Genomic DNA, 24,904 nt, shown 5'->3' on the forward strand with positions numbered 1-24,904 from the left:
TTGCTAAAAAACAGGTTTCAGTGCAAATTGTAATCAAACTGTAACATTTAACTCGTTTAGAAATTGGAGAGGTGAATAACTTGGCAGGACATTTAGTTAAGTATGGTAAACATCGTACGCGCCGGAGCTATGCACGAATTAAAGAAGTGCTTGATCTACCTAATTTGATCGAGATTCAATCTGATTCGTACCAATGGTTCTTAGACGAAGGTCTCCGTGAAATGTTCAATGACATTATGCCGATTGAAGATTTTGCAGGTAAATTATCACTTGAATTCGTCGATTATCAACTACTAGAACCAAAGTACACGGTTGACGAAGCTCGTGAACATGAAGCAAACTATTCTGCACCATTGCACGTAACTTTACGTTTAACAAACCACGAAACTGGCGAAATTAAATCACAAGACGTATTCTTTGGTGATTTCCCATTAATGACAGAACAAGGTACTTTCATTATTAATGGAGCAGAACGTGTTATTGTTTCACAATTAGTTCGTTCACCTGGTGTCTATTACAACTTAGATACAGATAAAAATAATCGTAAAATTTGGGGAACAACCGTTATTCCTAACCGTGGGGCTTGGTTAGAATATGAAACAGATGCTAAAGAAATTTCTTATGTACGGATTGATCGTACTCGTAAGATTCCAATGACCGAATTAGTTCGTGCCCTTGGATTTGGCTCTGATGAAGAAATCATCGATATTTTTGGTGGTTCTGATAGTTTAGATTTCACTCTTGATAAAGATGTTCATAAGAATCCCGAAGATTCACGGGTTGCTGAATCATTGAAGGATATTTACGAACGTTTGCGTCCTGGTGAACCTAAGACTGCAGATAGTTCAAGAAGTTTGCTAACTGCGCGCTTCTTTGATCCAAAACGTTACGACATGGCTCCAGTAGGTCGTTACAAAGTAAATAAAAAACTTAGCCTTAAGACTCGTCTTTTAGGTCAAACCCTAGCTGAAACATTAGCTGATCCTGATACAGGGGAAGTTATTGCTCAAAAGGGTGAAATGGTCAACAAAGACGTAATGAAGAAATTAGCAGTTTTCCTTGATCGTCCTGACTTCAAGATGGTTACATACCAACCATCTGAAGAAGCAGTCGTTACTGAACCAATGACTATCCAAGTTATCAAAGTTCAAGACCCTAACGACCCAGAACGTACATTGAATATGATTGGTAATGGTAATATCGATGCTAAATTGAAGCACATCACACCTGCTGATATTATCGCTTCAATGAATTACTTCTTCCTTCTTCAAGATGGAATTGGTAGTACAGATGATATTGATCATTTGGGTAACCGTCGAATCCGTTCAGTTGGTGAACTACTTCAAAACCAATTCCGCATTGGTTTATCACGTATGGAACGTGTAGTACGTGAACGTATGTCAATCCAAGATGCTGAAACAGTTACACCACAACAATTGATTAACATTCGTCCAGTAGTTGCTGCAACTAAAGAATTCTTTGGTTCTTCACAATTGTCACAATTCATGGATCAGACTAACCCGCTTGGTGAATTATCACATAAGCGTCGTCTATCAGCACTTGGACCTGGTGGTTTGACTCGTGATCGTGCCGGATATGAAGTTCGAGACGTTCACTATACGCATTATGGTCGTATGTGTCCGATTGAAACTCCCGAAGGTCCTAATATCGGTTTGATTAATAACTTGGCTTCATATGGTAAGATCAACCGTTATGGTTTTATCGAAACACCATATCGTCGTGTTTCATGGGAAGATCATAAAGTTACAGATCGTATTGATTACTTAACTGCTGACGAAGAAGATCAATTTGTTATTGCTCAGGCTAACTCTCCACTTAATGATGATGGTTCATTTGCTGACGACGTAGTTATGGCTCGTCATGAAAGTGATAACATCGAAACTAGCATTGAAAATGTCGATTACATGGACGTTTCTCCTAAGCAAGTAGTTGCTGTTGCTACAGCATGTATTCCTTTCTTGGAAAATGATGATTCTAACCGTGCCTTGATGGGTGCTAATATGCAACGTCAGGCTGTTCCATTGGTTGATCCACATTCTCCATTAATTGGTACTGGTATTGAATATAAAGCTGCGCATGATTCTGGGGTTGCTCTTTTATGTCAACACGCTGGTGTAGTTGAATATGTTGATGCACGTGAAGTACGTGTCCGTCGTGATGATGGCGCACTTGATACTTACAAGCTCATGAAGTTCCGCCGTTCAAATGGTGGTAAGAACTACAACCAACGCCCAATTGTTCGAGTTAATGATAAAGTTGACGCGGATGAAGTACTAGCTGATGGTCCATCAATGGAACAAGGTGAATTAGCCCTTGGACAAAACCCATTGATTGCCTTCATGACATGGCAAGGTTATAACTTCGAAGATGCGATTGCGATTAATGAACGTTTAGTTCGTGATGACGTATATACATCAATTCATATCGAAGAATATGAATCAGAAGCACGTGATACAAAACTTGGACCTGAAGAAATGACTCGTGAAATTCCTAATATTGGTGAAGATGCCCTTCGCAATCTTGATCAAGATGGTATTGTTCGAGTTGGTGCTGAAGTTGAAGATGGTGACATCTTGGTTGGTAAGGTTACTCCTAAGGGGGTTACAGAATTATCTGCTGAAGAGCGCTTGCTTCATGCTATTTTCGGTGAAAAAGCTCGTGAAGTTCGTGATACATCACTCCGTGTTCCACATGGTGGCGGCGGAATCGTTCAAGACGTTAAGATTTTCACCCGTGAAAATGGTGACGAATTATCACCTGGTGTAAACATGATGGTTCGTGTTTATATCGCTCAAAAGCGTAAACTCCAAGTTGGTGATAAGATGGCCGGACGTCATGGTAACAAAGGTACTGTTTCAGTGGTTATCCCACAAGAAGATATGCCTTACATGCCTGATGGAACTCCAATTGACATTATGCTTAGCCCAATGGGTGTGCCTTCTCGTATGAATATCGGACAAGTTCTTGAACTTCATTTGGGAATGGCTGCACGTAACTTAGGTATCCACATGACAACTCCTGTTTTTGATGGAGCCCAAGATAAAGATATTTGGGAAGCAGTTGCTGAAGCTGGTATGGATTCTGATGCTAAGTCTGTGCTTTATGATGGACGTACTGGTGAACCATTCGAACAACGTGTTGCTGTTGGTGTCATGCACTATATGAAACTTGCTCACATGGTTGATGATAAGATTCATGCTCGTTCAATTGGACCTTACTCACTTGTTACACAACAACCACTTGGTGGTAAAGCACAATTTGGTGGACAGCGTTTTGGTGAAATGGAAGTTTGGGCTCTTGAAGCTTACGGTGCTGCATATACTCTTCAAGAAATCCTTACTTACAAGTCTGATGACGTCGTTGGTCGAGTTAAGACATACGAAGCGATCGTTAAGGGTGAACCAATTCCACGCCCAGGTGTTCCAGAATCATTCCGAGTTCTTGTTAAAGAATTACAAGCTTTAGGACTTGATATGAAGGTTCTAGGTGGGGATGACCAAGAAGTTGAACTTCGTGATATGGACGAAGAAGATGACGATGTTGTGAATGTCGATGCTCTTAGCAAGTATGCTGAAAAGCAAAACGAAAAAACAAATGCTAGCGCTGAAGAAGCAAAGGCTCCATCAACGGAATCAGCTCCTGTTGAAACTAAAAACAATCAAAACTAATTACTTAAAAGAAAGAGGAGGTCAGTCCGTTGATCGATGTTAATAAATTCGAAAGTATGCAAATCGGTTTAGCTTCTCCTGATAAGATCCGTATGTGGTCATATGGTGAAGTTAAAAAACCTGAAACCATTAACTATCGAACTTTAAAACCAGAAAAAGATGGATTATTCGACGAACGAATCTTTGGACCAACCAAAGATTACGAATGTGCTTGTGGAAAGTACAAACGTATCCGTTATAAGGGAATCGTCTGTGATCGTTGTGGTGTTGAAGTTACAAAATCTAAGGTTCGTCGTGAACGTATGGGTCATATCGAACTTGCTGCACCAGTAACACACATCTGGTACTTCAAGGGAATCCCTAGTCGTATGGGACTAGTTCTTGATATGAGTCCTCGCTCATTGGAAGAAATCATCTACTTTGCTTCATACGTTGTTATCGATGCTGGTGAAACTCCACTAGAAAAGAAACAACTATTAACTGAACGCGAATATCGTAATAAGTTAAGTGAATATGGTGATAAATTTGTAGCTAAAATTGGTGGGGAAGCTATCCAAGCTTTACTTGAAACAGTAGATCTTGAAAAAGAAGCTAACCAATTGAAAGAAGAATTGAAGGAAGCTTCTGGTCAAAAGCGTACCCGTGCGGTTCGTCGTCTAGACATTATTGAAGCCTTCCTTAAATCTGGTAACCACCCAGAATGGATGGTACTCGATGCTATTCCAGTCATTCCACCTGATTTACGTCCGATGGTTCAATTGGATGGTGGTCGTTTTGCTACATCAGATTTGAATGATTTATATCGTCGTGTAATTAACCGTAACAACCGTTTGAAACGATTGTTAGATTTAAATGCACCTGGAATTATTGTTCAAAACGAAAAGCGGATGCTTCAAGAAGCGGTTGACGCTTTGATTGATAATGGTCGTCGTGGTCGTCCTGTTGCTGGACCTGGTAACCGTCCTTTGAAGTCATTGTCACACATGCTTAAAGGTAAGCAAGGACGTTTCCGTCAAAACTTGCTGGGTAAACGTGTTGATTATTCTGGACGTTCAGTTATTGATGTTGGTCCTTCATTGAAGATGAACCAAATGGGTCTTCCAGTTCCAATGGCAATGGAATTATTCAAGCCATTTATTATGAAGGAACTCGTTGGTCGTGGCTTAGCTTCTAACATCAAGAATGCTAAACGTAAAATTGATCGTAAAGATGATGATGTTTATGATGTTCTTGAAGATGTTATCAAAGAACATCCAGTTCTTTTGAACCGTGCCCCTACACTTCATAGACTTGGTATTCAAGCTTTTGAACCCGTTCTAGTAAGTGGTAAGGCCATGCGTTTACATCCATTAGCTTGTGAAGCTTACAATGCCGATTTTGATGGGGACCAAATGGCTATTCATTTACCTTTATCAAATGAAGCTCAAGCTGAAGCCCGCCTTTTGATGTTAGCTGCTCACCATATCCTTGCTCCTAAGGATGGTAAGCCAGTTGTTACTCCATCTCAAGATATGGTTATTGGTAACTATTGGTTAACAATGGAACGAGCTGAAAGTGTCGGTGAAGGCATGATCTTCAACGACCTTGATGAAGTTCGTTTAGCTCTTCAAAATGGTTATGTTTCAATTCATACAAGAATTGGTGTTCGTGCTAATTCAATGCCTGAAAAGCCATTTACTGATGCACAACGTAAACAAATCTTGATTACTACTGTTGGTAAAATGTTATTCAATGACATTCTTCCTAAGGGCTTTGTTTACTTGAATGCTCCAACTAATGAAAACTTGGTTAGTGGTACACCGGATGAATACTTCCTCGAAAGTGGCGAAGACATCCGTGAACAACTAAATCAACGACCATTAATTGCACCATTCAAATCTGGATTCTTGAGTGACGTTATCGCTGAAGTTTACAAGCAATATAAAGTTACTGAAACTTCATTATTACTTGATCGAATGAAAGACTTAGGATTCTATCGCTCAACCCTTTCAGGTTTAACTGTGGGTATTGCAGATATTACTAACTTGCCTGAAAAGCCAGAAATTATTGCTGCAGCTCATAAACAAGTTGCTACTGTTACAAAGCAATTCCGTCGTGGACTTATTACTGATGACGAACGTTATGAACGGGTAATTGGAATTTGGAACGATGCTAAAGATGACATCCAACAAAGACTGATGGAAACATTTGATCCACAAAACCCAATCTTCATGATGTCTGATTCCGGTGCGCGTGGTAATATTTCTAACTTTACTCAGCTTGCTGGTATGCGTGGTTTGATGGCCGCTCCTAATGGTAAAATCATGGAACTTCCAATTCTTTCTAACTTCCGTGAAGGACTTAGTGTTTTGGAAATGTTTATTTCTACTCATGGTGCTCGTAAAGGTATGACCGATACCGCCTTGAAGACCGCTAACTCTGGTTACTTGACTCGTCGTCTTGTTGATGTTGCTCAAGATGTTATCGTTCGTGAAAAAGATTGTGGAACTGATCGTGGATTATTGATTTCAGCAATTGCTGAAGGTAATGAAATGATTGAACCACTTTATGATCGAATCTTAGGTCGTTACACAATGAAATCTGTTTTCAATCCTGAAAATGGTGAAACCATCATTGGACCAAATGAGATGATTAACGAAGCTATAGCACAACAAATCATTGAAGCCGGCGTTCAAGAAGTAACTATTCGTTCAGCATTTACATGTAACACTGCGCATGGTGTTTGTGAGAAGTGTTATGGACGTAATATGGCTACTGGTGACCGTGTTGAAGTTGGTGAAGCAGTTGGTACTGTTGCTGCTCAATCAATTGGTGAACCTGGTACTCAGCTTACTATGCGTAACTTCCATACTGGTGGTGTGGCTGGTAATGCCGATATCACTCAAGGTCTTCCACGTATCCAAGAAATTGTTGAATCTCGTAATCCTAAAGGACCAGCCGAGATTTCAGAAGTTACTGGTACAGTCGAAGCTATTGAAGAAGATCCTGCTGAAGGTACAAAGGATATTACGATTAAGGGTGAAACCGATACTCGTACTTACACATTACCAATCACGGCTCGTATGAAGGTTGCAGAAGGTGACTACATCCACCGTGGTTCAGCATTGAACGAAGGTTCAATCGATCCTAAGGAATTAATCAAAGTTCGCGACGTTCTTTCTACTGAAAATTACTTGCTAAGTGAAATTCAAAAAGTTTACCGTATGCAAGGTATTGAAATCAGTGATAAGCACGTTGAAATCATGATTCGTCAAATGCTTCGTAAGGTTCGGGTAATGGATCCTGGTGATACTGACATTCTTCCAGGTACATTAATGGATATTAATGACTTTAAGAATGATAACTACAAGACCTTGATTGCTGGTGGTATTCCTGCCACATCACGTCCTGTAATTCTTGGTATTACTAAGGCTGCTCTTGAAACAAATAGTTTCTTGTCAGCTGCTTCATTCCAGGAAACAACTCGAGTTCTTACTGATGCTGCTATTCGTGGTAAGAATGATCCACTTGTTGGTTTGAAGGAAAATGTTATCATTGGTAAGATTATTCCTGCAGGTACTGGTATGACGGATTATCGTCAAATCAAGCCTGAAGTTGTGGGCGGAAACGTTGAACAACCCCAATCATTAAGTGACGTTGAAAAAGAAATGAATGAAACTGTTGAATAATAGTTTTTAGATAAAAAGCTCACCAAATTGTGGATAACACAGTTTGGTGAGCTTTTTTATTATGGTAATTTTAAGAAACGCGATGAATTAATAGTTGGTTTTAGCTGCTTGCGCTAGCTCATCGAATTTATCAAAGAAGAGAGCGGAATTTACTTGAGTAACGAAGGTTAAAGGACGTCCGTTATCAGTAACAAAAGTTTTTCCAGCCGAGGGACCATCGGTGATAACAGCAGCTTTAATTGGTTTACTATCAACTAATTCAGGATATTTACTTACAAGAGTAGTTAGAACATCCCATAAATAATAAGTTGAGTTAGCTTCAAAAGAGTGAACTAGAGAATAACCTTGACCAATTAAATCTAAAGCAGGGAATTGGCGCTGCTTAGCCCAACGAATACGTAAAGCTTTAGTCAAAGGAACTTGGTTAGTACTATCTAAACTAACAATGGTAATCTTTAGGTCCGTATCAAAGACGGTTTTGACAGCTTGAGGATCCCAGTATGCATTCCATTCAGCTGTACCATCATGTTCGGGTTCAGCAACATTACCAACCCCGTTCATTGATCCACCCATCCAGAATAGTTCATCGATATTGTCCACAATTGTAGGATCGATTTCGATGGCACGAGCCAGATCAGTTAATGGACCAGTCATAATCAAAGTCACCTTCTGCTGAGAAGCTTTAATCTTCTCTAACATATCTAAATGAGCCGGCTGAGATGCCAATTTAGTTTTAGGTTGATTATTGTTATCCAAGTGTTCGTTTAAAATGGGAAAATCATCAAATGAAAAAGCGCTGAGGCGCCATTCTTTTGGGAATTGATTTACTGGGCGTGAATTAGATTTAGCAACTTCTAGGGTAGTATCTTGACCAAAAAGATCAATGATTTTTCTAGATGCTGAAACGGCAGGTTCTACATAGGAATCTGCTCCAACTGCCCCCACTCCAATTAACTTTGTATCTGGAAATTCCAATAGTAGAAGTAAAGATACAAGATCGTCGACATTACCATCATGATTAAAATAAATATTTTGCAAAGTAGGACCTCCCAAATTTATTAAAGTAATGATAGCATAAAGTTCGTATGTTGTGTTTATAAAATGATTTTCGCGAAGTATATTAATGATTTTTACTGAAATACAAACATTAATAAATAATATGCAGTGAAAAGGTATGGAATAAAAGGAATTATGCTTTTTTTAGTAAAAAATAGTACGGTTGCTCCAAGGGTAGCAGCAATCAAAATAATGAGGGTAGTCAAATGGGCACCAACTAATAAAGTGAAAAATAATAAGATTTCTATATCGCCTTGTCCTATTTTTTGAAAGCAAGCTAGGTGTTCTAAATTATTGAATAATAAAAAGGTTAATATGAGTAAAATAGCGAAGTTTAACCAAGAAAAATTAAATTTGACCAATAAGTAGGCTGGAAAAATTAAAATATGCGTGCTAACTGATTGAACGGCTACATCCTCCACGGCTAGGTAACTGAGGATAAAAAAGCAAATAAAACTAAATGGTGTTGGCGAAGTGGTAGGCACGATCGTTAAAAAGAATAAGGCTGACAATATTTCAAGCATCACGGAGTAGGTAGGAATCGATACGTCGCAAAAAATGCATCGCCCTCGGCAACTCCAATAACTAACAATTGGAAATAAGCAATAATACGGCAGTGGAGTAGAACAGTTTGAACAGTGGGAGGGTGGAAAAATGATGGATTGACCGACTAAACGGCGTTCATAAAGCACTAGAAGAAATGATCCCCAACTGGCACCTAGAATTCCTATAAGTAAATAATAAAATAAGAGCATGTTATTTCTCCTTAACTTAATGATTGGTATTAGATAATATACGAAATAACGCTCCGTTTTTTTGCTTAATTTACTTGCATTCATAAAAATTGCGTGATATTCTATTTAAGGTGCTTTTTGTGGACAGGTTTTCTGCAAATGCAGACATGCTGACTGGAAACGTTAGCCCTGGTACAAGTCTCGGCCGTCTTTTTTTATATCAAAAAAAGAACCGCCTGGATATGTGTACTTAAAGAATACTTATTTATTTTCATATATTGGAAGGAGAAACATCGATGCCTACAATTAACCAATTGGTTCGTAAGGGTCGTCGTTCACAAAGCTCGAAGTCAAAAGCTCCAGCTTTGAACTACGGCTATAACAGCATGAAGAAGTCTCAAGTTAACAACCCAGCTCCTCAAAAACGTGGAGTTGCTACACGTGTTGGTACAATGACACCTAAGAAGCCTAACTCAGCTTTACGTAAGTACGCTCGTGTACGTTTGTCAAACTTGATTGAAGTTACAGCTTATATTCCTGGTATTGGTCACAACCTTCAAGAACATAGTGTTGTCTTGATCCGTGGTGGTCGTGTAAAGGATTTACCTGGTGTTCGTTACCATGTCATTCGTGGTGCGCTTGATACAGCAGGTGTTACTGATCGTAAACAAAGCCGTTCTAAATACGGTACAAAGAAACCTAAGAAGTAAGGAGGTTGTGTATAAATGCCAAGAAAAGGTCCAGCACCAAAACGCGAAGTATTACCAGATCCAATTTATAACTCAAAGCTTGTTACACGTTTAATCAACCGTTTAATGTTAGATGGTAAGCGTGGTAAAGCTTCAAAGATTTTATACAATGCTTTTGATATTATCGAAAAAGAAACTGGTTCAGAACCAACAGGAGTTTTCGAAGAAGCTATGAACAACATCATGCCTGTCCTTGAAGTTAAGGCTCGTCGTGTTGGTGGTTCTAACTACCAAGTTCCAATTGAAGTACGTCCAGATCGTCGTACAACACTTGGTTTACGTTGGTTAGTTAACTACGCTCGTCTCCGTGGTGAACACACAATGCCAGAACGTCTTGCTCGTGAAATTATGGATGCAGCTAACAATACTGGTGCATCTGTTAAGAAACGTGAAGACACACATAAGATGGCTGAAGCCAACCGTGCATTCGCACATTACCGTTGGTAAGATTCAGTCGTTGCAATTAATCATTGCAACCATGATGACTATTATATGGATGCATATAGTAGTCATTTTTTCTAAAAACAGCTATTACTTTGATTTCATTTGGAAGGAGAACCTTTTATATAATGGCTAACAAACGTGAGTTTCCTCTAGAAAGAACTCGTAATATCGGTATCATGGCTCATATTGATGCTGGTAAAACAACAACTACAGAACGTATCTTGTACTATACAGGTAAGATCCACAAGATTGGTGAAACACATGAAGGTGCTTCACAAATGGACTGGATGGCCCAAGAACAGGAACGTGGTATTACAATTACATCTGCTGCAACAACAGCAGCATGGAAGAACCACCGTATCAATATCATCGATACACCAGGACACGTTGATTTCACAATCGAAGTTGAACGTTCACTCCGTGTGCTTGATGGTGCCGTAGCGGTTCTTGATGCTCAAGCTGGTGTTGAACCTCAAACAGAAACTGTTTGGCGTCAAGCTTCAGATTATGATGTTCCACGGATCGTTTTTGCTAACAAGATGGATAAGCTTGGTGCTGATTTTGATTTCTCAGTTCAATCAATCCACGACCGTTTGCAAGCTAACGCTTTGCCAATTCAAATGCCAATCGGTGCTGAAGATGATTTCCAAGGAATTATTGACTTGGTTGAAATGAAGGCTGATTTGTATGACGTTGATGAATTAGGTACAGAATGGGAAACTGTTGATGTTCCTGATGAATACAAAGAAGAAGCTGAAAAGCGTCGTAACGAAATGATTGAACAATTGGCTGATATTGATGAAAACATCATGGAAAAATACCTTGGTGGAGAAGATATCTCAGTTGCTGAAATCAAAGCTGCTATTCGTAAAGGTACTTTAGCTCTTGAATTATTCCCAGTTCTTGCTGGTTCAGCATTTAAGAACAAGGGTGTTCAAATGATGCTTGATGCCGTTGTTGATTACTTACCATCACCATTGGATGTTAAGCCTTATAGTGCTACAGATCCTGAAACAGGCGACCAAGTTGAATTGATTGCTGGTGATGACAAGTCATTCGCTGCTTTAGCATTTAAAGTTGCTACTGACCCATTCGTTGGTCGTTTAACATTTATCCGTGTATACCAAGGTACATTGGAATCAGGATCATATGTTCTTAACGCCACAAAGGGCAAGCGTGAACGTGTTGGTCGTTTGCTACAAATGCATTCTAACCAACGTCAAGAAATCCCAGAAGTATTCTCTGGAGATATCGCTGCTGCTATCGGTCTTAAGAACACTACAACTGGTGATTCATTGACTGATCCAGCACATCCATTACAATTGGAATCAATGGTATTCCCAGATCCAGTTATCGAAGTTGCTGTTGAACCTAAGTCAAAAGCTGACCAAGATAAGATGGATATCGCTCTTCAAAAACTTGCTGAAGAAGATCCTTCATTCCGTGCAGAAACAAACCCTGAAACAGGTGAAACTGTTATTGCCGGAATGGGTGAACTTCACCTTGATATCATTGTTGACCGTATGAAACGTGAATTTAACGTTGAAGCTACAATTGGTGCTCCTCAAGTATCATACCGTGAAGCATTTACTAAGAAGACTTCCGCACAAGGTAAATTTGTACGTCAGTCTGGTGGTAAAGGTCAATATGGTGACGTTTGGGTTGAATTCGAACCAAACGAAGAAGGTAAAGGCTTTGAATTCGAAGATGCCATCGTTGGTGGTGTAGTTCCTCGTGAATACATTCCATCAGTTGAAGAAGGTTTGAGAGAAGCTATGAACAACGGTGTTCTTGCCGGATATCCATTGGTTGATGTTAAGGCTAAACTATATGATGGTAGTTATCATGATGTCGATTCTAGTGAAGCTGCATTTAAGGTGGCTGCATCACTTGCTTTACGTGCTGCTGCTAAGACTGCTGCTCCTGTTATCCTAGAACCAATTATGAAGGTAGAAATCCGTGTTCCTGAAGAATACATGGGTGATATCATGGGACAAGTTACTGCACGTCGTGGACGCGTTGATGGTATGGAAGCAATTGCTGGTGCTGAAGAAATCCATGCATTTGTTCCTCTATCAGAAATGTTCGGTTATGCTACAACACTTCGTTCAGCATCACAAGGTCGTGGTACATTTACTATGACATTTGATCATTACGAAGCTGTTCCAAAATCAATTCAAGAAGAAATTATCAAGAAAAATGGCGGACATGCTGAATAATCTTTAAAATTAAAGAAGTTTTCTTTTTTCAATTATTTAATTGAAGGAGAAAACTTCTTTTTATTTTAAATTTATTTCTCAAAACCCTTGTCATAACGCTGATTATCATGTATTATTATCAAGTACCGTTTTCAAACGAGGGAGCATTATGCTCTCTAAACGGTGGTGTATAAGCATAGCGTTGATGTGAAAGGTTGCGACACACCCGGCCGCTTTGCCACAGGGTGTGGCGGTAATTTTCACGGAGCAAGTCTTATTTTTAAAATAGACGAAGGAGGTAACACAATGGCAAAACAAAAAATTCGTATCCGCCTAAAGGCATACGAACACCGTATCTTAGATCAATCTGCTGACAAGATTGTTGAAACAGCAAAACGTACTGGTGCAACAATTTCGGGTCCAATCCCATTGCCAACAGAACGCACAGTATATACTGTTTTGAGTTCTCCACATAAGTTTAAGAAGGCTCGTGAACAGTTCGAAATGCGTACGCACAAACGATTGATCGATATCGTTAACCCAACACCAAAGACAGTGGATTCATTGATGAAGCTTGACTTGCCAAGTGGTGTAGATATCGAAATCAAACTATAATTTAAAGTATAAACGGAGGTGTACTAATGACCACAAAAGGAATCTTAGGTAAAAAGGTCGGAATGACACAGGTTTTTACTGAAGCTGGAGAATTAATTCCTGTTACAGTAATCGATACAACTCCTAACGTTGTATTACAACTCAAGACAGTTGAAAATGATGGTTATTCATCAGTTCAATTAGGTTTTGACGACAAACGTCAAGTTTTGAGCAACAAACCTGAACAAGGCCACGTAGCAAAAGCAAATACAAATCCTAAGCGCTTCATTCACGAAATCAGAAATGTTGAGCTTGGGGACGTCAAAGTTGGAGACACAATCGCAGCTGACATTTTTGAAGCAGGCGAAATCGTCGACGTAACTGGTACTACTAAGGGACATGGTTTCCAAGGTGTTATCAAAAAAGACGGTCAACGTCGTGGTCCGATGGCGCACGGTTCTCGTTATCACCGTCGTCCTGGTTCACTTGGGGCAGTTATTAACCGCGTATTCCCAGGAAAGAAATTACCAGGTCGCATGGGTAACAAAACAGTAACAATTCAACATCTTGAAATCGTTAAAGCAGATACAGAAAACAACGTATTACTAGTTAAGGGTAATGTACCTGGCGCTAAGAAGTCATACTTAGTTGTTAAAAGTACTGTAAAGAATACTAAATAAGAGAGGAGGACCATATAAATGGCTAACGTATCATTATTCAAACAAGACGGAACTAAAAATGGTGACGTTGAATTAAATGCCGATATTTTCGGTATCGAACCTAACAACGATGTAGTCTTTGAAGCAGTAGTTATGCAACGTGCATCTATGCGTCAAGGTACACACGCAGTAAAGAATCGTAGTGCTGTACGTGGTGGTGGTAGAAAACCATGGCGTCAAAAAGGTACTGGACGTGCTCGTCAAGGTTCAATTCGCTCACCACAATGGCGTGGTGGAGGAATTGTCTTTGGACCAACTCCTCGTTCATATGCATACAGCATTCCTAAGAAAATGCGTCGCTTGGCATTGAAGTCAGTACTTTCACAAAAGGTATTGGATGAAAGCCTTGTAGTCGTTGATGAATTCAAGTTCGAAACTCCAAAGACTAAGGACTTTGCTCAATCATTAGGTAACCTTAATGTTGATAAAAAAGCTCTATTAGTTCTTGAAGAAGATAACGAAAGTGCTGTATTGGCTGCTCGTAATTTATCTAATGTAAAAATCGTTGAACCTGAAGGTATCAATGTTTTAGATATTATGAATAGCGACAAACTTGTCATTACACAAAAGGCTCTTTCTCAAGTAGAGGAGGCTCTAGCATAATGGAATCACGTGATATTATTCTACGCCCTGTTGTTACAGAAGCATCAATGGCGTTAATCGATGACAAACGTTACACATTTGATGTAGATCCACGTGCTACAAAGACTCAAGTTAAAAAAGCTATCGAAGAGATCTTTGAAGTTACAGTTATTAAGATCAACATTATGAATGTTAAAGGTAAGTTGAAGCGCCAAGGCCGTTACGCTGGTTACACAAAGAAGCGTCGTAAGGCAATCGTGCAACTTTCTGCAGATTCAAAAGAAATCCAATTATTTGGTGAAGAATAAATAAATATAGGAGGAAAACAACGTGGGGATTAAGAAATTTAAACCAACTACAAATGCCCGTCGTGGCATGACACAATTGGACTACTCTGAAATCACAAAGAAGAGTCCAGAAAAGTCATTGTTGGAATCTCAAAGCCATACTGCTGGTCGTAATAACTACGGTCGTATGACTGTTCGCCATCGTGGTGGTGGTAACAAACGTCAATACCGTATCATCGACTTTAAGCGTATTAAAGATGATGTACCAGCTACAGTAAAAGCTATTGAATATGATCCAAACCGTACAGCTAACATTGCTTTGCTTGTTTATGCTGATGGTGTTAAGTCATATATCATTGCTCCTAAAGGTTTGAAGGTTGGCGACAAGGTTCAATCTGGATCAGAAGCTGATATCAAAGTAGGTAACGCATTACCACTTAAGGATATTCCTGTTGGTACTGTTATCCACAATATCGAATTAAAACCAGGTAAAGGTGGACAACTTGTTCGTTCAGCTGGTGCTTCAGCACAATTACTTGGTAAAGAAGGTAAGTATGTACTTATCCGTCTTGCTTCTTCTGAAGTTCGTATGGTTCTTGCAACAAACCGTGCAACAATCGGTGCTGTTGGTAATGAGGAACATGAACTAGTTAACGTTGGTAAAGCTGGTCGTACACGTTACGCTGGTCAACGTCCACATGTTCGTGGTTCTGTAATGAACCCTAACGATCATCCACATGGTGGTGGTGAAGGTAAGGCTCCTATCGGTCGTCCATCTCCTCTTTCTCCATGGGGTAAGAAAACAATCGGTAAGAAGACTCGTAACAAACATAACAAGTCAAACAAATTTATCGTTCGTGGTCGTAAGCGCGGTCGCTTAGGTAACATCTAGAACAGTTTTCGAAGGAGGTCAAATTAATGGGTCGTAGTTTAAAAAAGGGACCATTCGCTGATGAACATCTTCTAAAGAAGGTCGATGCACAAAAAGATCAAGACAAGAAGCCAGTAATCAAGACATGGTCACGTCGTTCAACAATTTTTCCAAGTTTCATCGGATGCACAATCGCTGTATACGATGGTAGAAAACATGTTCCAGTTTATATCCAAGATGATATGGTTGGTCATAAGCTTGGCGAATTTGTTCCAACTCGCACATTCCGTGGTCACGGTGGCGACGACAAAAAGACATCTGGAAAGTAAGGAGGATGAATCATGGCTGAACAAGTAACATCTGCACAGGCAACTGCAAAGACTGTTCGTATTGCCGCTCGTAAGATTCGTCTCGTAGTCGATCTTATCAGAGGTAAAAGTGTCGCTGAAGCTTTTGCAATTTTAAAATTTACACCACGTAGTGCTTCACCTGTTGTTGAAAAGGTTTTGAAGTCTGCAGTGGCGAATGCTGAAAACAACTTTGATTTGGATCGTGAAGATTTGGTAATTAGCAAAGTCTTTGTTAACGAAGGACCAACGTTAAAACGTTTCCGTCCACGTGCTAAGGGTTCTGCATCACCAATTAACAAACGTACAAGTCATATTACAGTTGTAGTATCAGAAAAACAGGAGGGATAACGCGTGGGTCAAAAAGTAAATCCTAATGGATTCCGTGTTGGTGTCATTCGTGATTGGCAAGCTAAATGGTATGCTGATAAAGACTTTTCAAAGTTCTTAGCCGAAGATATCAAGATTCGTGAATTTATCGCAAAGCAACTTACTGATGCTTCTGTATCTACTGTTGAAATTGAACGTGCAGCAAATCGTGTTAACATTTCAATTCACACTGCTAAACCAGGTATGGTTATCGGTAAAGGTGGATCAGAAGTTGAAAAGTTGCGTAATCAACTAAATCAATTAACTGGCAAACGTGTTCACATCAACATTGTCGAAATCAAGAAACCTGATCTCGAAGCAAAACTTGTTGGTGAAAACATCGCTGCTCAACTAGAAGGACGTGTTGCATTCCGTCGTGCTATGAAGCAAGCAATGCAACGCTCAATGCGCTCAGGTGCTAAAGGTATTAAAACACAAGTTGCAGGTCGTTTAAACGGTGCTGACATGTCTCGTGTAGAACGCTACTCAGAAGGAAAGGTTCCTCTTCACACACTTCGTGCTGACGTGGACTACGCTTGGGTTGAAGCTCGTACTACATACGGACAACTTGGTGTTAAGACATGGATCTACCGTGGCGAAATTTTACCTGAAGTAAAGGACGCTAAGAAAAACTCTAAAGAACAAGGAGGGAAATAAGCATGTTAGTACCTAAGAGAGTAAAGCATCGTCGCGAACATCGTGGTCGTATGCGTGGTGCTGCTAAAGGTGGCAAAACAGTTGCTTTTGGTGAATATGGTTTACAAGCATTAACTTCATCATGGATTACTAACCGCCAAATCGAAGCTGCTCGTGTGGCTATGACACGTTATATGAAACGTGGCGGTAAAGTTTGGATTAAGATTTTCCCTCATAAGTCATACACATCTAAAGGTGTGGGTGTTCGTATGGGTAATGGTAAAGGTACTCCAGAAGGCTGGGTTGCACCAGTAAAACGCGAAAAGGTTATGTTTGAAGTTGCAGGTGTTCCTGAAGAAGTTGCTCGCGAAGCTCTACGTTTGGCAGCAATGAAACTTCCTGTTAAGACAAAGATTATCGAACGCGAGGAAGTAGGTGGCGAATCAGATGAAGGCTAAAGAAATTAATGAATTAACCACTGACGAAATGATCAATAAGGAAAAAGAGTATAAGGACGAGTTATTCAACCTACGTTTCCAATTGGCTACAGGTCAACTTGAAAACACTGCTCGCCTTAAAGCTGTTCGTAAGAACATTGCTCGAATCAAAACTGCTCTACGTCAACAAGAATTAAACAAGTAAAAGAATACGAAGGGAGGACTTAATCAATGAGTGAAGAACGTAACGCACGAAAGGTTTACCAAGGACGCGTAGTTTCTGACAAGATGGATAAGACTATCACAGTCCAAATCGATACTTACAAGACACATCCTGTTTACGGTAAGCGTGTAAAGTACTCAAAGAAATATAAGGCACATGATGAAAACAACGCTGCTAAGATGGGCGATATCGTAACAATTATGGAAACAAGACCTTTGTCTGCTACAAAGAGATTCCGTTTGCTTGATATCGTTGAAAAAGCGGTTATTATCTAGCTCATGTTTCGTATTCTGATACAAAATTGAAGGGAGGACACTAACTGTGATCCAACAAGAGAGTCGTTTGAAAGTTGCTGACAATTCTGGAGCACGTGAACTGTTGGTTATTAAAGTATTGGGTGGTTCCCGTGTTAAATTTGGTTACATTGGTGACATTATCGTTGCTACTGTTAAACAAGCAACACCAGGTGGCGTTGTCAAAAAAGGTGACGTTGTAAAAGCTGTTGTTGTTCGTACAAAACAAGGTGCACACCGTGCTGATGGTTCATACATCAAATTTGACGAAAATGCTGCAGTATTAATTAAAGATGATAAGAGCCCTCAAGGAACTCGTATCTTTGGCCCAGTTGCACGTGAATTACGTGACAAGGACTACATGAAGATCGTTTCTTTGGCTCCTGAAGTATTGTAATCAACCATCATAACGAAGGAGGTGCGCCATTAATGTTCGTAAAAGTTGGCGACAAAGTTCGCGTAATTAGCGGAAAAGACAAAGGCAAGGAAGGTACTATTAAACAAACCCTTGCTAAAAAGAACCGTGTTGTTGTTGAAGGCCTTAACATGATTAAAAAACATCAAAAGCCTAACAATGCAAATCCTCAAGGTGGAATTCTTGATGTTGAAGCACCTATGGATGTTTCAAATGTAATGCTTATCGATCCATCTACAAATGAACCAACACGTGTTGGCTTCAAAACTGTTGATGGTAAGAAAGTACGAGTATCAAAAAAATCTGGCGAGAGTATCGACAAATAATCTAAGCGAAGGGAGGAAATAATATTCATGGCAAATCGTTTAAAAGAAAAATTCGTTAACGAAATCACACCTGATTTGGTTAAAAAGTTTGACTATACATCAGTTATGCAAGTACCAAAGATTGAAAAGATCGTTTTGAATATGGGTGTCGGTGATGCAGTTACTAACTCTAAGAACTTAGATGAAGCAGTTGCTGAATTGGAACTTATTTCAGGTCAAAAGCCACTTGTTACAAAGGCTAAAAAGTCAATCGCTGGATTCCGTCTTCGTGAAGGTATGTCAATTGGTGCTAAGGTTACATTACGTGGTGAAAGAATGTATGACTTCTTAGATAAGTTAGTTAACGTTTCATTACCTCGTGTTCGTGACTTCCGTGGTGTAAGTAGCAAGGCCTTTGATGGTCGTGGTAACTACACATTAGGTGTACGCGAACAATTGATTTTCCCAGAAATCGATTTTGATAATGTTAACCGTGTTCGTGGTTTAGATATTGTTATCGTTACAACTGCAAACACAGATGAAGAATCACGTGAACTATTGGCACAATTCGGAATGCCATTTGAAAAGTAAGCGAAGGGAGCAAACAAATTGGCTAAAAAATCATTAGTTGTAAAGAGTGAACGTCCTGCTAAGTTCTCGACACAAGCATACACACGTTGCGAACGTTGTGGCCGTCCACACTCTGTATACCGTAAATTCCATTTATGCCGTATTTGCCTTCGTGAATTAGCTCATGAAGGACAAATTCCTGGTATGAAGAAAGCTAGTTGGTAAAAAAAGAAATCAGAGTCAAAGGAGGGTAATACTGAATGTCTATGACAGATCCTATTGCAGACTTTCTTACTCGTATTCGTAACGCGAACATGGTTCGCCACGAATCTTTAGAAGTACCTGCATCAAAAATCAAAAAAGATATGGCCGAAATTCTTAAGAACGAAGGTTTTATCAAGGATGTTGAATATATTGAAGATGACAAGCAAGGCATCATTCGTGTATTCCTAAAATATGGAAAGAACAACGAACGAGTTATCTCTGGTTTGAAACGTATTTCAAAACCTGGATTGCGTTCATATGTTAAATCTGACGAAGTTCCTAAGGTGTTGAATGGTTTAGGTATCGCAATCATTTCAACTTCTGAAGGTGTCATCACAGATAAAGAAGCACGTGCTAAGAAAATCGGTGGAGAAGTATTAGCTTACATCTGGTAATTTTTAGATAAGGAGGTGCCGTTCAATGAGCCGTATCGGTAGAAAACCAGTTGAAATTCCAGCTGGTGTTGAAATTAAACAAGACGGAAACGTCGTAACTGTTAAAGGACCTAAGGGTGAATTAACACGTACAATGAGCTCAGATATTACAATGTCCGTTGACGGAAACGTTGTATCATTTGATCGTCCAAACGACAATAATAAAATGCGTGCATTACATGGTACTACACGCGCTAACTTCAACAACATGGTTGAAGGTGTTGTAAATGGTTTTGAAAAGAAACTTGAACTAATTGGTGTTGGTTACCGTGCACAACTTAAAGGTAAGACATTAATCTTAAACTTAGGTTATTCAAACCCAGTTGAAATGGAAACTCCTGAAGACCTTAAGGTTGAAGTTCCTGACAACACACACATTAATATCAGTGGTATCAGCAAACAACGTGTTGGTGATTTAGCTGCTGAAATCCGTGCCGTACGTTCACCAGAACCATATAAAGGTAAAGGTGTTCGTTACGTTGGTGAATATGTTCGCCGTAAAGAAGGTAAAACAGGTAAATAATCACGCAGCTTGATATAATTAGCTGAGATTCAAAAAATATGAGGTGAAAATTTTGATTTCTAAACCAGATAAGAACAAAAAACGTCAACGTCGTCATGCACGCGTTCGTTCAAAAATCTCTGGTACTGCAGAGTGCCCACGCTTAAATGTATACCGTTCTAACAAAAACATCTACGCTCAAGTAATTGATGACGTAGCGGGTGTAACGCTAGTTAGTGCCTCAACATTAGATAGCGAAATTTCAGGTGGCTCAAAGACTGAATTAGCATCACAAGTTGGTGCTTTAGTTGCTAAGAGAGCTGTTGAAAAGAAAATTGAAAATGTCGTTTTTGATCGTGGTGGATACATCTATCATGGTCGCGTTCAAGCTTTAGCTGAAGCTGCTCGCGAAAACGGACTTAAATTTTAAGGATAGGAGGGAAATACGTACATGTCTAAATTTATCGATCCAGAAAAATTGGAAATTGAAGATCGCGTAGTTGCCATCAACCGTGTTACAAAGGTTGTTAAAGGTGGACGTCGTCTTCGTTTTGCTGCTTTAGTCGTTGTTGGTGACAAGAACGGTCATGTAGGTTTTGGTACTGGTAAAGCTCAAGAAGTTCCAGAAGCTATCCGTAAAGCGGTTGAAACTGCACGTAAGAGTTTGATTGAAGTTCCTATTGTTGGAACAACTCTCCCTCACGAAGCCGTCGGTGTTTACGGTGGTGGACGAATTCTGATGAAGCCAGCTCTTGAAGGTTCTGGAGTAGCTGCTGGTGGTGCTGTTCGTGCCGTTATGGAATTAGCAGGTATCGATGATGTTACAAGTAAGCGTTTGGGTTCAAACACTGCTGTTAACGTTGTTCGTGCTACTTTCGAAGGTCTTAAGAGCATGCGTAATGCAGAAGAAGTTGCTGCCCTTCGTGGGGTTTCAGTCGATCATTTAGCTGAATAAGGAGGATATTCTGATGTCACAATTAAAAGTTACATTAATTAAAAGTGCTGCACATCGCCTCCCAAAACAAAGAACAATTGTTAAGGAATTAGGTCTTGGCCGAGTAAATAGCTCTGTAGTCCTACCTAACAATGAGGCAACTCGTGGAGCTATTTTCCACATTGCACATTTAATTGAAGTTGAAGAAGTAAAATAATTTTTGTAAGATTGGAGGTTTCCTTGCATGAAGTTGAATGAATTAATGCCTAGCGAAGGTTCACGCACTAACCGTAAACGTATTGGTCGTGGTACTTCTAGTGGTACAGGTAAGACTGCTGGTCGTGGTCAAAAGGGTCAAAAGGCACGTGGTAAAGTTCGTTTAGGTTTTGAAGGTGGACAAATGCCTCTTTACCGTCGAATTCCAAAACGTGGATTCACAAACATCAACCGTAAAGAATTTGCTATTGTAAACCTTGATGCTCTTAACGTTTTTGATGAAGGTGCTGAAGTAACACCAGAATCATTGCTTAAAGCTGGTATCATTAGTAAACAACTTAGCGGTGTTAAGGTTCTTGGTAATGGAGAAATTACTAAGAAGCTTACTGTTAAAGCTAACAAATTCTCTGAAAGTGCTGTAAAAGCAATCGAAGCTGCTGGTGGTAAAACCGAGGTGATTTAATGCTGACGACTGTCAAAAATGCTTTAAAAGTGAAGGATATTAGAAATAAGATTCTGTTCACACTCGGTATTTTGATTGTATTTCGTTTAGGATCATATATCACTGTTCCTGGTGTTAATGCGAAAGCATTGGAAAGCATGTCTTCATCAGGATTAGTTGGAATTTTGAATACGTTCAGTGGTGGTGGATTAACGAATTACTCCATTTTCGCAATGGGGGTTTCGCCATATATCACAGCACAAATTATTGTACAATTGCTACAAATGGATATCGTTCCTAAATTTGTGGAATGGAGTAAGCAAGGTGAGGTTGGTCGTCGAAAGCTTAATCAAGCTACGAGATGGTTAACAATCGTCCTTGCTTTTGCTCAATCAATCGGAATTACAGCTGGTTTTAATTATTTAAGTCAGATGAATTTGGTTGAATCACCAAGTGTCCAAACCTTTCTAACGATTGGTTTAATTCTTACGGCCGGAACTATGTTGACTACCTGGTTAGGTGACATGATTACGGAACGTGGGATTGGACAAGGAGTATCAATGATTATCTTTGCAGGTATCATTGCTCGTACACCAGTTGGGATTCAGCAAATTTACACTGAGCAGTTTGTTAATACTGCGAAAAGCGAATGGACGCAAAGTTTTATTATTGTTGGAGCAATTATCCTTGCAGTTTTAGCCATTGTAATTTTTGTTACATGGGTACAACAAGCAAGTCGTAAAATTCCAATTCAATATACAAGAAGAGCTTCTGGCGCTTCTGATAGTAGTTATTTACCTCTTAAGGTTAACGTAGCTGGTGTTATTCCAGTTATCTTTGCTAGTTCTTTTATTTCTACACCGCAAACCATTTTAATGGCTTTTGCATCATCACATTCTGATGATACTTGGTACACTGTTTTAAACGATGTATTCAATATGCAAACCACTAAAGGTGCCATCTTATATACTGTGTTAATTGTATTGTTTACGTTCTTCTATGCTTTTGTTCAGGTTAACCCTGAAAAACTAGCTGAAAATTTACAAAAACAAGGCAGTTATATTCCAGGGGTTTGGCCGGGAAAGAAAACCCAAGATTATATGTCAGGTCTTTTAATTAGACTTAGTGTAGTTGGGGCATTATTCCTTGGCTTGGTTGCCTTAATTCCATTGCTTGTTTCAAACATTTTTGGTTTGGACGAATCAATTGGTTTAGGTGGAACAAGTCTTTTGATTGTTGTTGGTGTAGCAATCGAGTTGGCAAATCAACTTGAAGGGTTAATGATGAAACGAGAATACGTTGGATTCATTCGAAAATAATTCGTTAGTTTAACAATGAAGGAGAATTTCAAATGAGTAAATTAAACCTCGTTTTGATGGGTCTTCCAGGTGCTGGTAAAGGTACACAGGCTCAGAGAATTATTGAGGATTTCAAAATTCCACATATTTCAACTGGTGACATTTTCCGTGAAGCTATGAAAAATGAAACCGAAATGGGTGTGGAAGCAAAGAAGTTCATTGATAAGGGTGAACTTGTTCCCGATAGTGTAACTAACGGGATCGTCGAAGATCGTCTTGCAATGGACGATGTCAACGATGGTTTTATGCTTGATGGTTTTCCTAGAAATATCGATCAAGCTAAGGCGCTAGATGAAATGACATCTCGTTTAAACAAACCACTTACAGCAGTGATTAACATTCATGTTGATCCTGAAGTTTTGGTTGAAAGACTATCTGGCAGATTTATTTGTAAAAATTGTGGAGCTACTTATCATAAGCTTTACAATCCACCAAAGGTTGAAGGAACTTGTGATGTTTGCGGACATCACGAATTCTTCCAACGTGAGGACGACAAGCCAGAAACTGTAAAAAATCGCATTGCTGTTAATACTAAACTTAACACTCCGTTGATTTCTTACTATGAAGAAAAGCATCTCCTTTACAACATTAATGGCGATCAGGATATCAACGATGTTTATTCTGAAGTCAAAAAAGTATTAGAGGCTCTCTAATTTCGTGCTTGTTGGTACTATAGATAACGTTCATTGTTTGCAAATAGTTTTTTCGTATGGTAAGCTAATTCAGGTTTAGCTTCGAAATACATATTTTGAGGCTTTTTGTTGGTTATTACTATTAGAAAAGTTAATGGGAGGCACAAATTTAGTGGCTAAAGATAATGTCATTGAAATTGAGGGCACAGTTAAAGAAACTATGCCTAATGCGATGTTCAAAGTAGAGCTTGAAAATGGTCATGAAATTCTTGCTCATGTTTCGGGAAAGATTCGCATGCACTATATCAAAATTCTACCTGGCGATAAGGTTACGGTTGAAATGTCACCGTACGACTTGTCCAAAGGTCGCATTACCTATCGTTTCAAATAAGTTTTATTCGTTTAGGAGGATTTATTCATGAAGGTACGTCCATCAGTTAAGACAATGTGTGAACATTGCAAAATCATTAGACGTAAAGGGCGCGTTATGGTAATTTGCTCAGCAAATCCTAAGCACAAACAGCGTCAAGGAAAATAATATTATACTTGGAGGTGAAATTTAATGGCCCGTATTGCAGGTGTTGATTTACCACGTGACAAGCGAATTGTCATTGGTTTGACATATATTTTCGGTATTGGTAACACTACCGCTCAAAAAATCTTAAAGGACGCAGAAGTATCAGAAGATATCCGCGTTCGTGATTTAACAGCCGATCAAGAAGACAAGATCCGTGCAGAAGTAGATAACTATCTAGTTGAAGGTGATCTTCGTCGTACAGTTAGTCTCAATATCAAGCGTCTCCAAGAAATCGGTTCATACCGTGGTATGCGTCATCGTCGTGGGTTGCCAGTTCGTGGACAACATACGAAGAATAACGCTCGGACACGTAAAGGTAAGAAAGTTTCTATCGCAGGTAGAAAAAAATAATTAAAGGA

33 protein-coding genes are annotated in these 24,904 nt (G+C 39.4%); 31 read left to right on the plus strand and 2 right to left on the minus strand.

What is annotated here, in order from left to right; all coding sequences use genetic code 11:
- The first annotated feature begins 80 nt into the window (after positions 1 to 80).
- A complete protein-coding gene (gene rpoB, locus IV86_RS03930; RefSeq protein WP_002833322.1) occupies positions 81 to 3,689 on the plus strand; it encodes a DNA-directed RNA polymerase subunit beta in 3,609 nt (1,202 codons plus the stop codon).
- A 29-nt stretch (positions 3,690 to 3,718) separates the two neighbouring features.
- Positions 3,719 to 7,357, plus strand: coding sequence for a DNA-directed RNA polymerase subunit beta' (gene rpoC, locus IV86_RS03935; RefSeq protein ID WP_011673658.1), 3,639 nt, complete (start codon positions 3,719 to 3,721; stop codon positions 7,355 to 7,357).
- A gap of 87 nt (positions 7,358 to 7,444) precedes the next feature.
- Here rpoC and IV86_RS03940 read toward each other — a convergent pair whose 3' ends face one another.
- Both IV86_RS03940 and IV86_RS08595 read right to left on the minus strand, forming a co-directional pair.
- Complete coding sequence (locus tag IV86_RS03940; protein ID WP_002833324.1) at positions 7,445 to 8,395, minus strand: nucleoside hydrolase; 951 nt, start codon at positions 8,393 to 8,395, stop codon at positions 7,445 to 7,447.
- 92 nt (positions 8,396 to 8,487) lie between these two features.
- The gene (locus IV86_RS08595) at positions 8,488 to 9,168 is read right to left on the minus strand and encodes a prepilin peptidase (RefSeq protein WP_029258106.1); all 681 of its coding nucleotides are present in this window, start codon (positions 9,166 to 9,168) and stop codon (positions 8,488 to 8,490) included.
- Positions 9,169 to 9,443: 275 nt separating this feature from the next.
- On the opposite strand from IV86_RS08595, the gene rpsL reads away from it, so the two are divergent.
- From rpsL to rpsM, 29 genes are all read left to right on the plus strand, one after another.
- On the plus strand, positions 9,444 to 9,857 hold the full coding sequence (rpsL, locus tag IV86_RS03950) for a 30S ribosomal protein S12 (protein WP_002832281.1): 414 nt from the start codon (positions 9,444 to 9,446) through the stop codon (positions 9,855 to 9,857).
- A gap of 15 nt (positions 9,858 to 9,872) precedes the next feature.
- Complete coding sequence (rpsG, locus tag IV86_RS03955) at positions 9,873 to 10,343, plus strand: 30S ribosomal protein S7 (RefSeq protein ID WP_002833326.1); 471 nt, start codon at positions 9,873 to 9,875, stop codon at positions 10,341 to 10,343.
- Between the two features lie 122 nt (positions 10,344 to 10,465).
- Positions 10,466 to 12,559 carry an elongation factor G gene (fusA, locus tag IV86_RS03960; RefSeq protein ID WP_002833327.1) on the plus strand — a complete coding sequence of 698 codons (2,094 nt, stop codon included), beginning with the start codon at positions 10,466 to 10,468 and terminating at the stop codon, positions 12,557 to 12,559.
- Positions 12,560 to 12,844: 285 nt separating this feature from the next.
- Positions 12,845 to 13,153, plus strand: coding sequence for a 30S ribosomal protein S10 (gene rpsJ / locus IV86_RS03965; protein WP_002832277.1), 309 nt, complete (start codon positions 12,845 to 12,847; stop codon positions 13,151 to 13,153).
- 26 nt (positions 13,154 to 13,179) lie between these two features.
- Entirely contained in the window at positions 13,180 to 13,812 is a 633-nt protein-coding gene (rplC, locus tag IV86_RS03970; RefSeq protein WP_002833328.1) for a 50S ribosomal protein L3, read from the plus strand.
- 18 nt (positions 13,813 to 13,830) lie between these two features.
- Entirely contained in the window at positions 13,831 to 14,454 is a 624-nt protein-coding gene (rplD, locus tag IV86_RS03975; protein WP_002833329.1) for a 50S ribosomal protein L4, read from the plus strand.
- Positions 14,454 to 14,741: a 50S ribosomal protein L23 gene (gene rplW / locus IV86_RS03980; RefSeq protein ID WP_002833330.1), complete on the plus strand. Its 288-nt coding sequence runs from the start codon at positions 14,454 to 14,456 to the stop codon at positions 14,739 to 14,741. The genes rplD and rplW overlap by 1 nt, the downstream gene beginning before the upstream one ends.
- 22 nt (positions 14,742 to 14,763) lie before the next feature.
- Positions 14,764 to 15,612 (plus strand): 50S ribosomal protein L2, encoded by an 849-nt coding sequence (gene rplB, locus IV86_RS03985; RefSeq protein ID WP_002833331.1) that lies wholly within the window; start codon positions 14,764 to 14,766, stop codon positions 15,610 to 15,612.
- A gap of 26 nt (positions 15,613 to 15,638) precedes the next feature.
- A complete protein-coding gene (rpsS, locus tag IV86_RS03990; RefSeq protein WP_002833332.1) occupies positions 15,639 to 15,920 on the plus strand; it encodes a 30S ribosomal protein S19 in 282 nt (93 codons plus the stop codon).
- 12 nt (positions 15,921 to 15,932) lie between these two features.
- A complete protein-coding gene (gene rplV, locus IV86_RS03995) occupies positions 15,933 to 16,289 on the plus strand; it encodes a 50S ribosomal protein L22 (RefSeq protein WP_002833333.1) in 357 nt (118 codons plus the stop codon).
- A gap of 3 nt (positions 16,290 to 16,292) precedes the next feature.
- On the plus strand, positions 16,293 to 16,964 hold the full coding sequence (rpsC, locus tag IV86_RS04000) for a 30S ribosomal protein S3 (RefSeq protein WP_002833334.1): 672 nt from the start codon (positions 16,293 to 16,295) through the stop codon (positions 16,962 to 16,964).
- A 2-nt stretch (positions 16,965 to 16,966) separates the two neighbouring features.
- Positions 16,967 to 17,401, plus strand: a complete 435-nt coding sequence (rplP, locus tag IV86_RS04005; RefSeq protein ID WP_002833335.1) for a 50S ribosomal protein L16 — start codon at positions 16,967 to 16,969, stop codon at positions 17,399 to 17,401.
- Positions 17,391 to 17,585 carry a 50S ribosomal protein L29 gene (gene rpmC, locus IV86_RS04010; protein ID WP_002832266.1) on the plus strand — a complete coding sequence of 65 codons (195 nt, stop codon included), beginning with the start codon at positions 17,391 to 17,393 and terminating at the stop codon, positions 17,583 to 17,585. The genes rplP and rpmC overlap by 11 nt, the downstream gene beginning before the upstream one ends.
- A 26-nt stretch (positions 17,586 to 17,611) precedes the next feature.
- Entirely contained in the window at positions 17,612 to 17,878 is a 267-nt protein-coding gene (gene rpsQ, locus IV86_RS04015; RefSeq protein WP_002833336.1) for a 30S ribosomal protein S17, read from the plus strand.
- A 46-nt stretch (positions 17,879 to 17,924) separates the two neighbouring features.
- Positions 17,925 to 18,293, plus strand: a complete 369-nt coding sequence (gene rplN / locus IV86_RS04020) for a 50S ribosomal protein L14 (RefSeq protein WP_002833337.1) — start codon at positions 17,925 to 17,927, stop codon at positions 18,291 to 18,293.
- A 32-nt stretch (positions 18,294 to 18,325) separates the two neighbouring features.
- Positions 18,326 to 18,637 carry a 50S ribosomal protein L24 gene (gene rplX / locus IV86_RS04025; protein ID WP_002833338.1) on the plus strand — a complete coding sequence of 104 codons (312 nt, stop codon included), beginning with the start codon at positions 18,326 to 18,328 and terminating at the stop codon, positions 18,635 to 18,637.
- A 27-nt stretch (positions 18,638 to 18,664) separates the two neighbouring features.
- On the plus strand, positions 18,665 to 19,207 hold the full coding sequence (rplE, locus tag IV86_RS04030) for a 50S ribosomal protein L5 (RefSeq protein ID WP_002833339.1): 543 nt from the start codon (positions 18,665 to 18,667) through the stop codon (positions 19,205 to 19,207).
- 18 nt (positions 19,208 to 19,225) lie between these two features.
- A complete protein-coding gene (locus tag IV86_RS04035) occupies positions 19,226 to 19,411 on the plus strand; it encodes a type Z 30S ribosomal protein S14 (protein WP_002832260.1) in 186 nt (61 codons plus the stop codon).
- A 35-nt stretch (positions 19,412 to 19,446) separates the two neighbouring features.
- Positions 19,447 to 19,845: a 30S ribosomal protein S8 gene (gene rpsH, locus IV86_RS04040; RefSeq protein ID WP_011673654.1), complete on the plus strand. Its 399-nt coding sequence runs from the start codon at positions 19,447 to 19,449 to the stop codon at positions 19,843 to 19,845.
- 25 nt (positions 19,846 to 19,870) lie between these two features.
- Positions 19,871 to 20,407 (plus strand): 50S ribosomal protein L6, encoded by a 537-nt coding sequence (rplF, locus tag IV86_RS04045; RefSeq protein WP_002833341.1) that lies wholly within the window; start codon positions 19,871 to 19,873, stop codon positions 20,405 to 20,407.
- Between the two features lie 43 nt (positions 20,408 to 20,450).
- On the plus strand, positions 20,451 to 20,816 hold the full coding sequence (gene rplR / locus IV86_RS04050) for a 50S ribosomal protein L18 (RefSeq protein ID WP_029258104.1): 366 nt from the start codon (positions 20,451 to 20,453) through the stop codon (positions 20,814 to 20,816).
- Between the two features lie 21 nt (positions 20,817 to 20,837).
- Positions 20,838 to 21,341: a 30S ribosomal protein S5 gene (gene rpsE / locus IV86_RS04055; RefSeq protein WP_002833344.1), complete on the plus strand. Its 504-nt coding sequence runs from the start codon at positions 20,838 to 20,840 to the stop codon at positions 21,339 to 21,341.
- Positions 21,342 to 21,354: 13 nt separating this feature from the next.
- Positions 21,355 to 21,537, plus strand: coding sequence for a 50S ribosomal protein L30 (rpmD, locus tag IV86_RS04060; RefSeq protein ID WP_002833345.1), 183 nt, complete (start codon positions 21,355 to 21,357; stop codon positions 21,535 to 21,537).
- Positions 21,538 to 21,564: 27 nt separating this feature from the next.
- Entirely contained in the window at positions 21,565 to 21,999 is a 435-nt protein-coding gene (rplO, locus tag IV86_RS04065) for a 50S ribosomal protein L15 (RefSeq protein ID WP_002833346.1), read from the plus strand.
- Positions 21,999 to 23,297, plus strand: a complete 1,299-nt coding sequence (gene secY / locus IV86_RS04070; RefSeq protein WP_056979370.1) for a preprotein translocase subunit SecY — start codon at positions 21,999 to 22,001, stop codon at positions 23,295 to 23,297. The genes rplO and secY overlap by 1 nt, the downstream gene beginning before the upstream one ends.
- 32 nt (positions 23,298 to 23,329) lie before the next feature.
- Positions 23,330 to 23,989, plus strand: a complete 660-nt coding sequence (locus IV86_RS04075) for an adenylate kinase (RefSeq protein WP_011673653.1) — start codon at positions 23,330 to 23,332, stop codon at positions 23,987 to 23,989.
- 151 nt (positions 23,990 to 24,140) lie between these two features.
- Positions 24,141 to 24,359, plus strand: a complete 219-nt coding sequence (gene infA, locus IV86_RS04080; RefSeq protein ID WP_002833349.1) for a translation initiation factor IF-1 — start codon at positions 24,141 to 24,143, stop codon at positions 24,357 to 24,359.
- A 27-nt stretch (positions 24,360 to 24,386) separates the two neighbouring features.
- On the plus strand, positions 24,387 to 24,506 hold the full coding sequence (gene rpmJ, locus IV86_RS04085) for a 50S ribosomal protein L36 (RefSeq protein WP_011673652.1): 120 nt from the start codon (positions 24,387 to 24,389) through the stop codon (positions 24,504 to 24,506).
- Positions 24,507 to 24,530: 24 nt separating this feature from the next.
- Positions 24,531 to 24,896, plus strand: a complete 366-nt coding sequence (rpsM, locus tag IV86_RS04090) for a 30S ribosomal protein S13 (RefSeq protein WP_002833350.1) — start codon at positions 24,531 to 24,533, stop codon at positions 24,894 to 24,896.
- Positions 24,897 to 24,904: the final 8 nt, after the last annotated feature.

Origin of the sequence: Pediococcus pentosaceus (genome assembly GCF_001437285.1) — a bacterium.
Classification (GTDB): Bacteria; Bacillota; Bacilli; order Lactobacillales; family Lactobacillaceae; genus Pediococcus; species Pediococcus pentosaceus.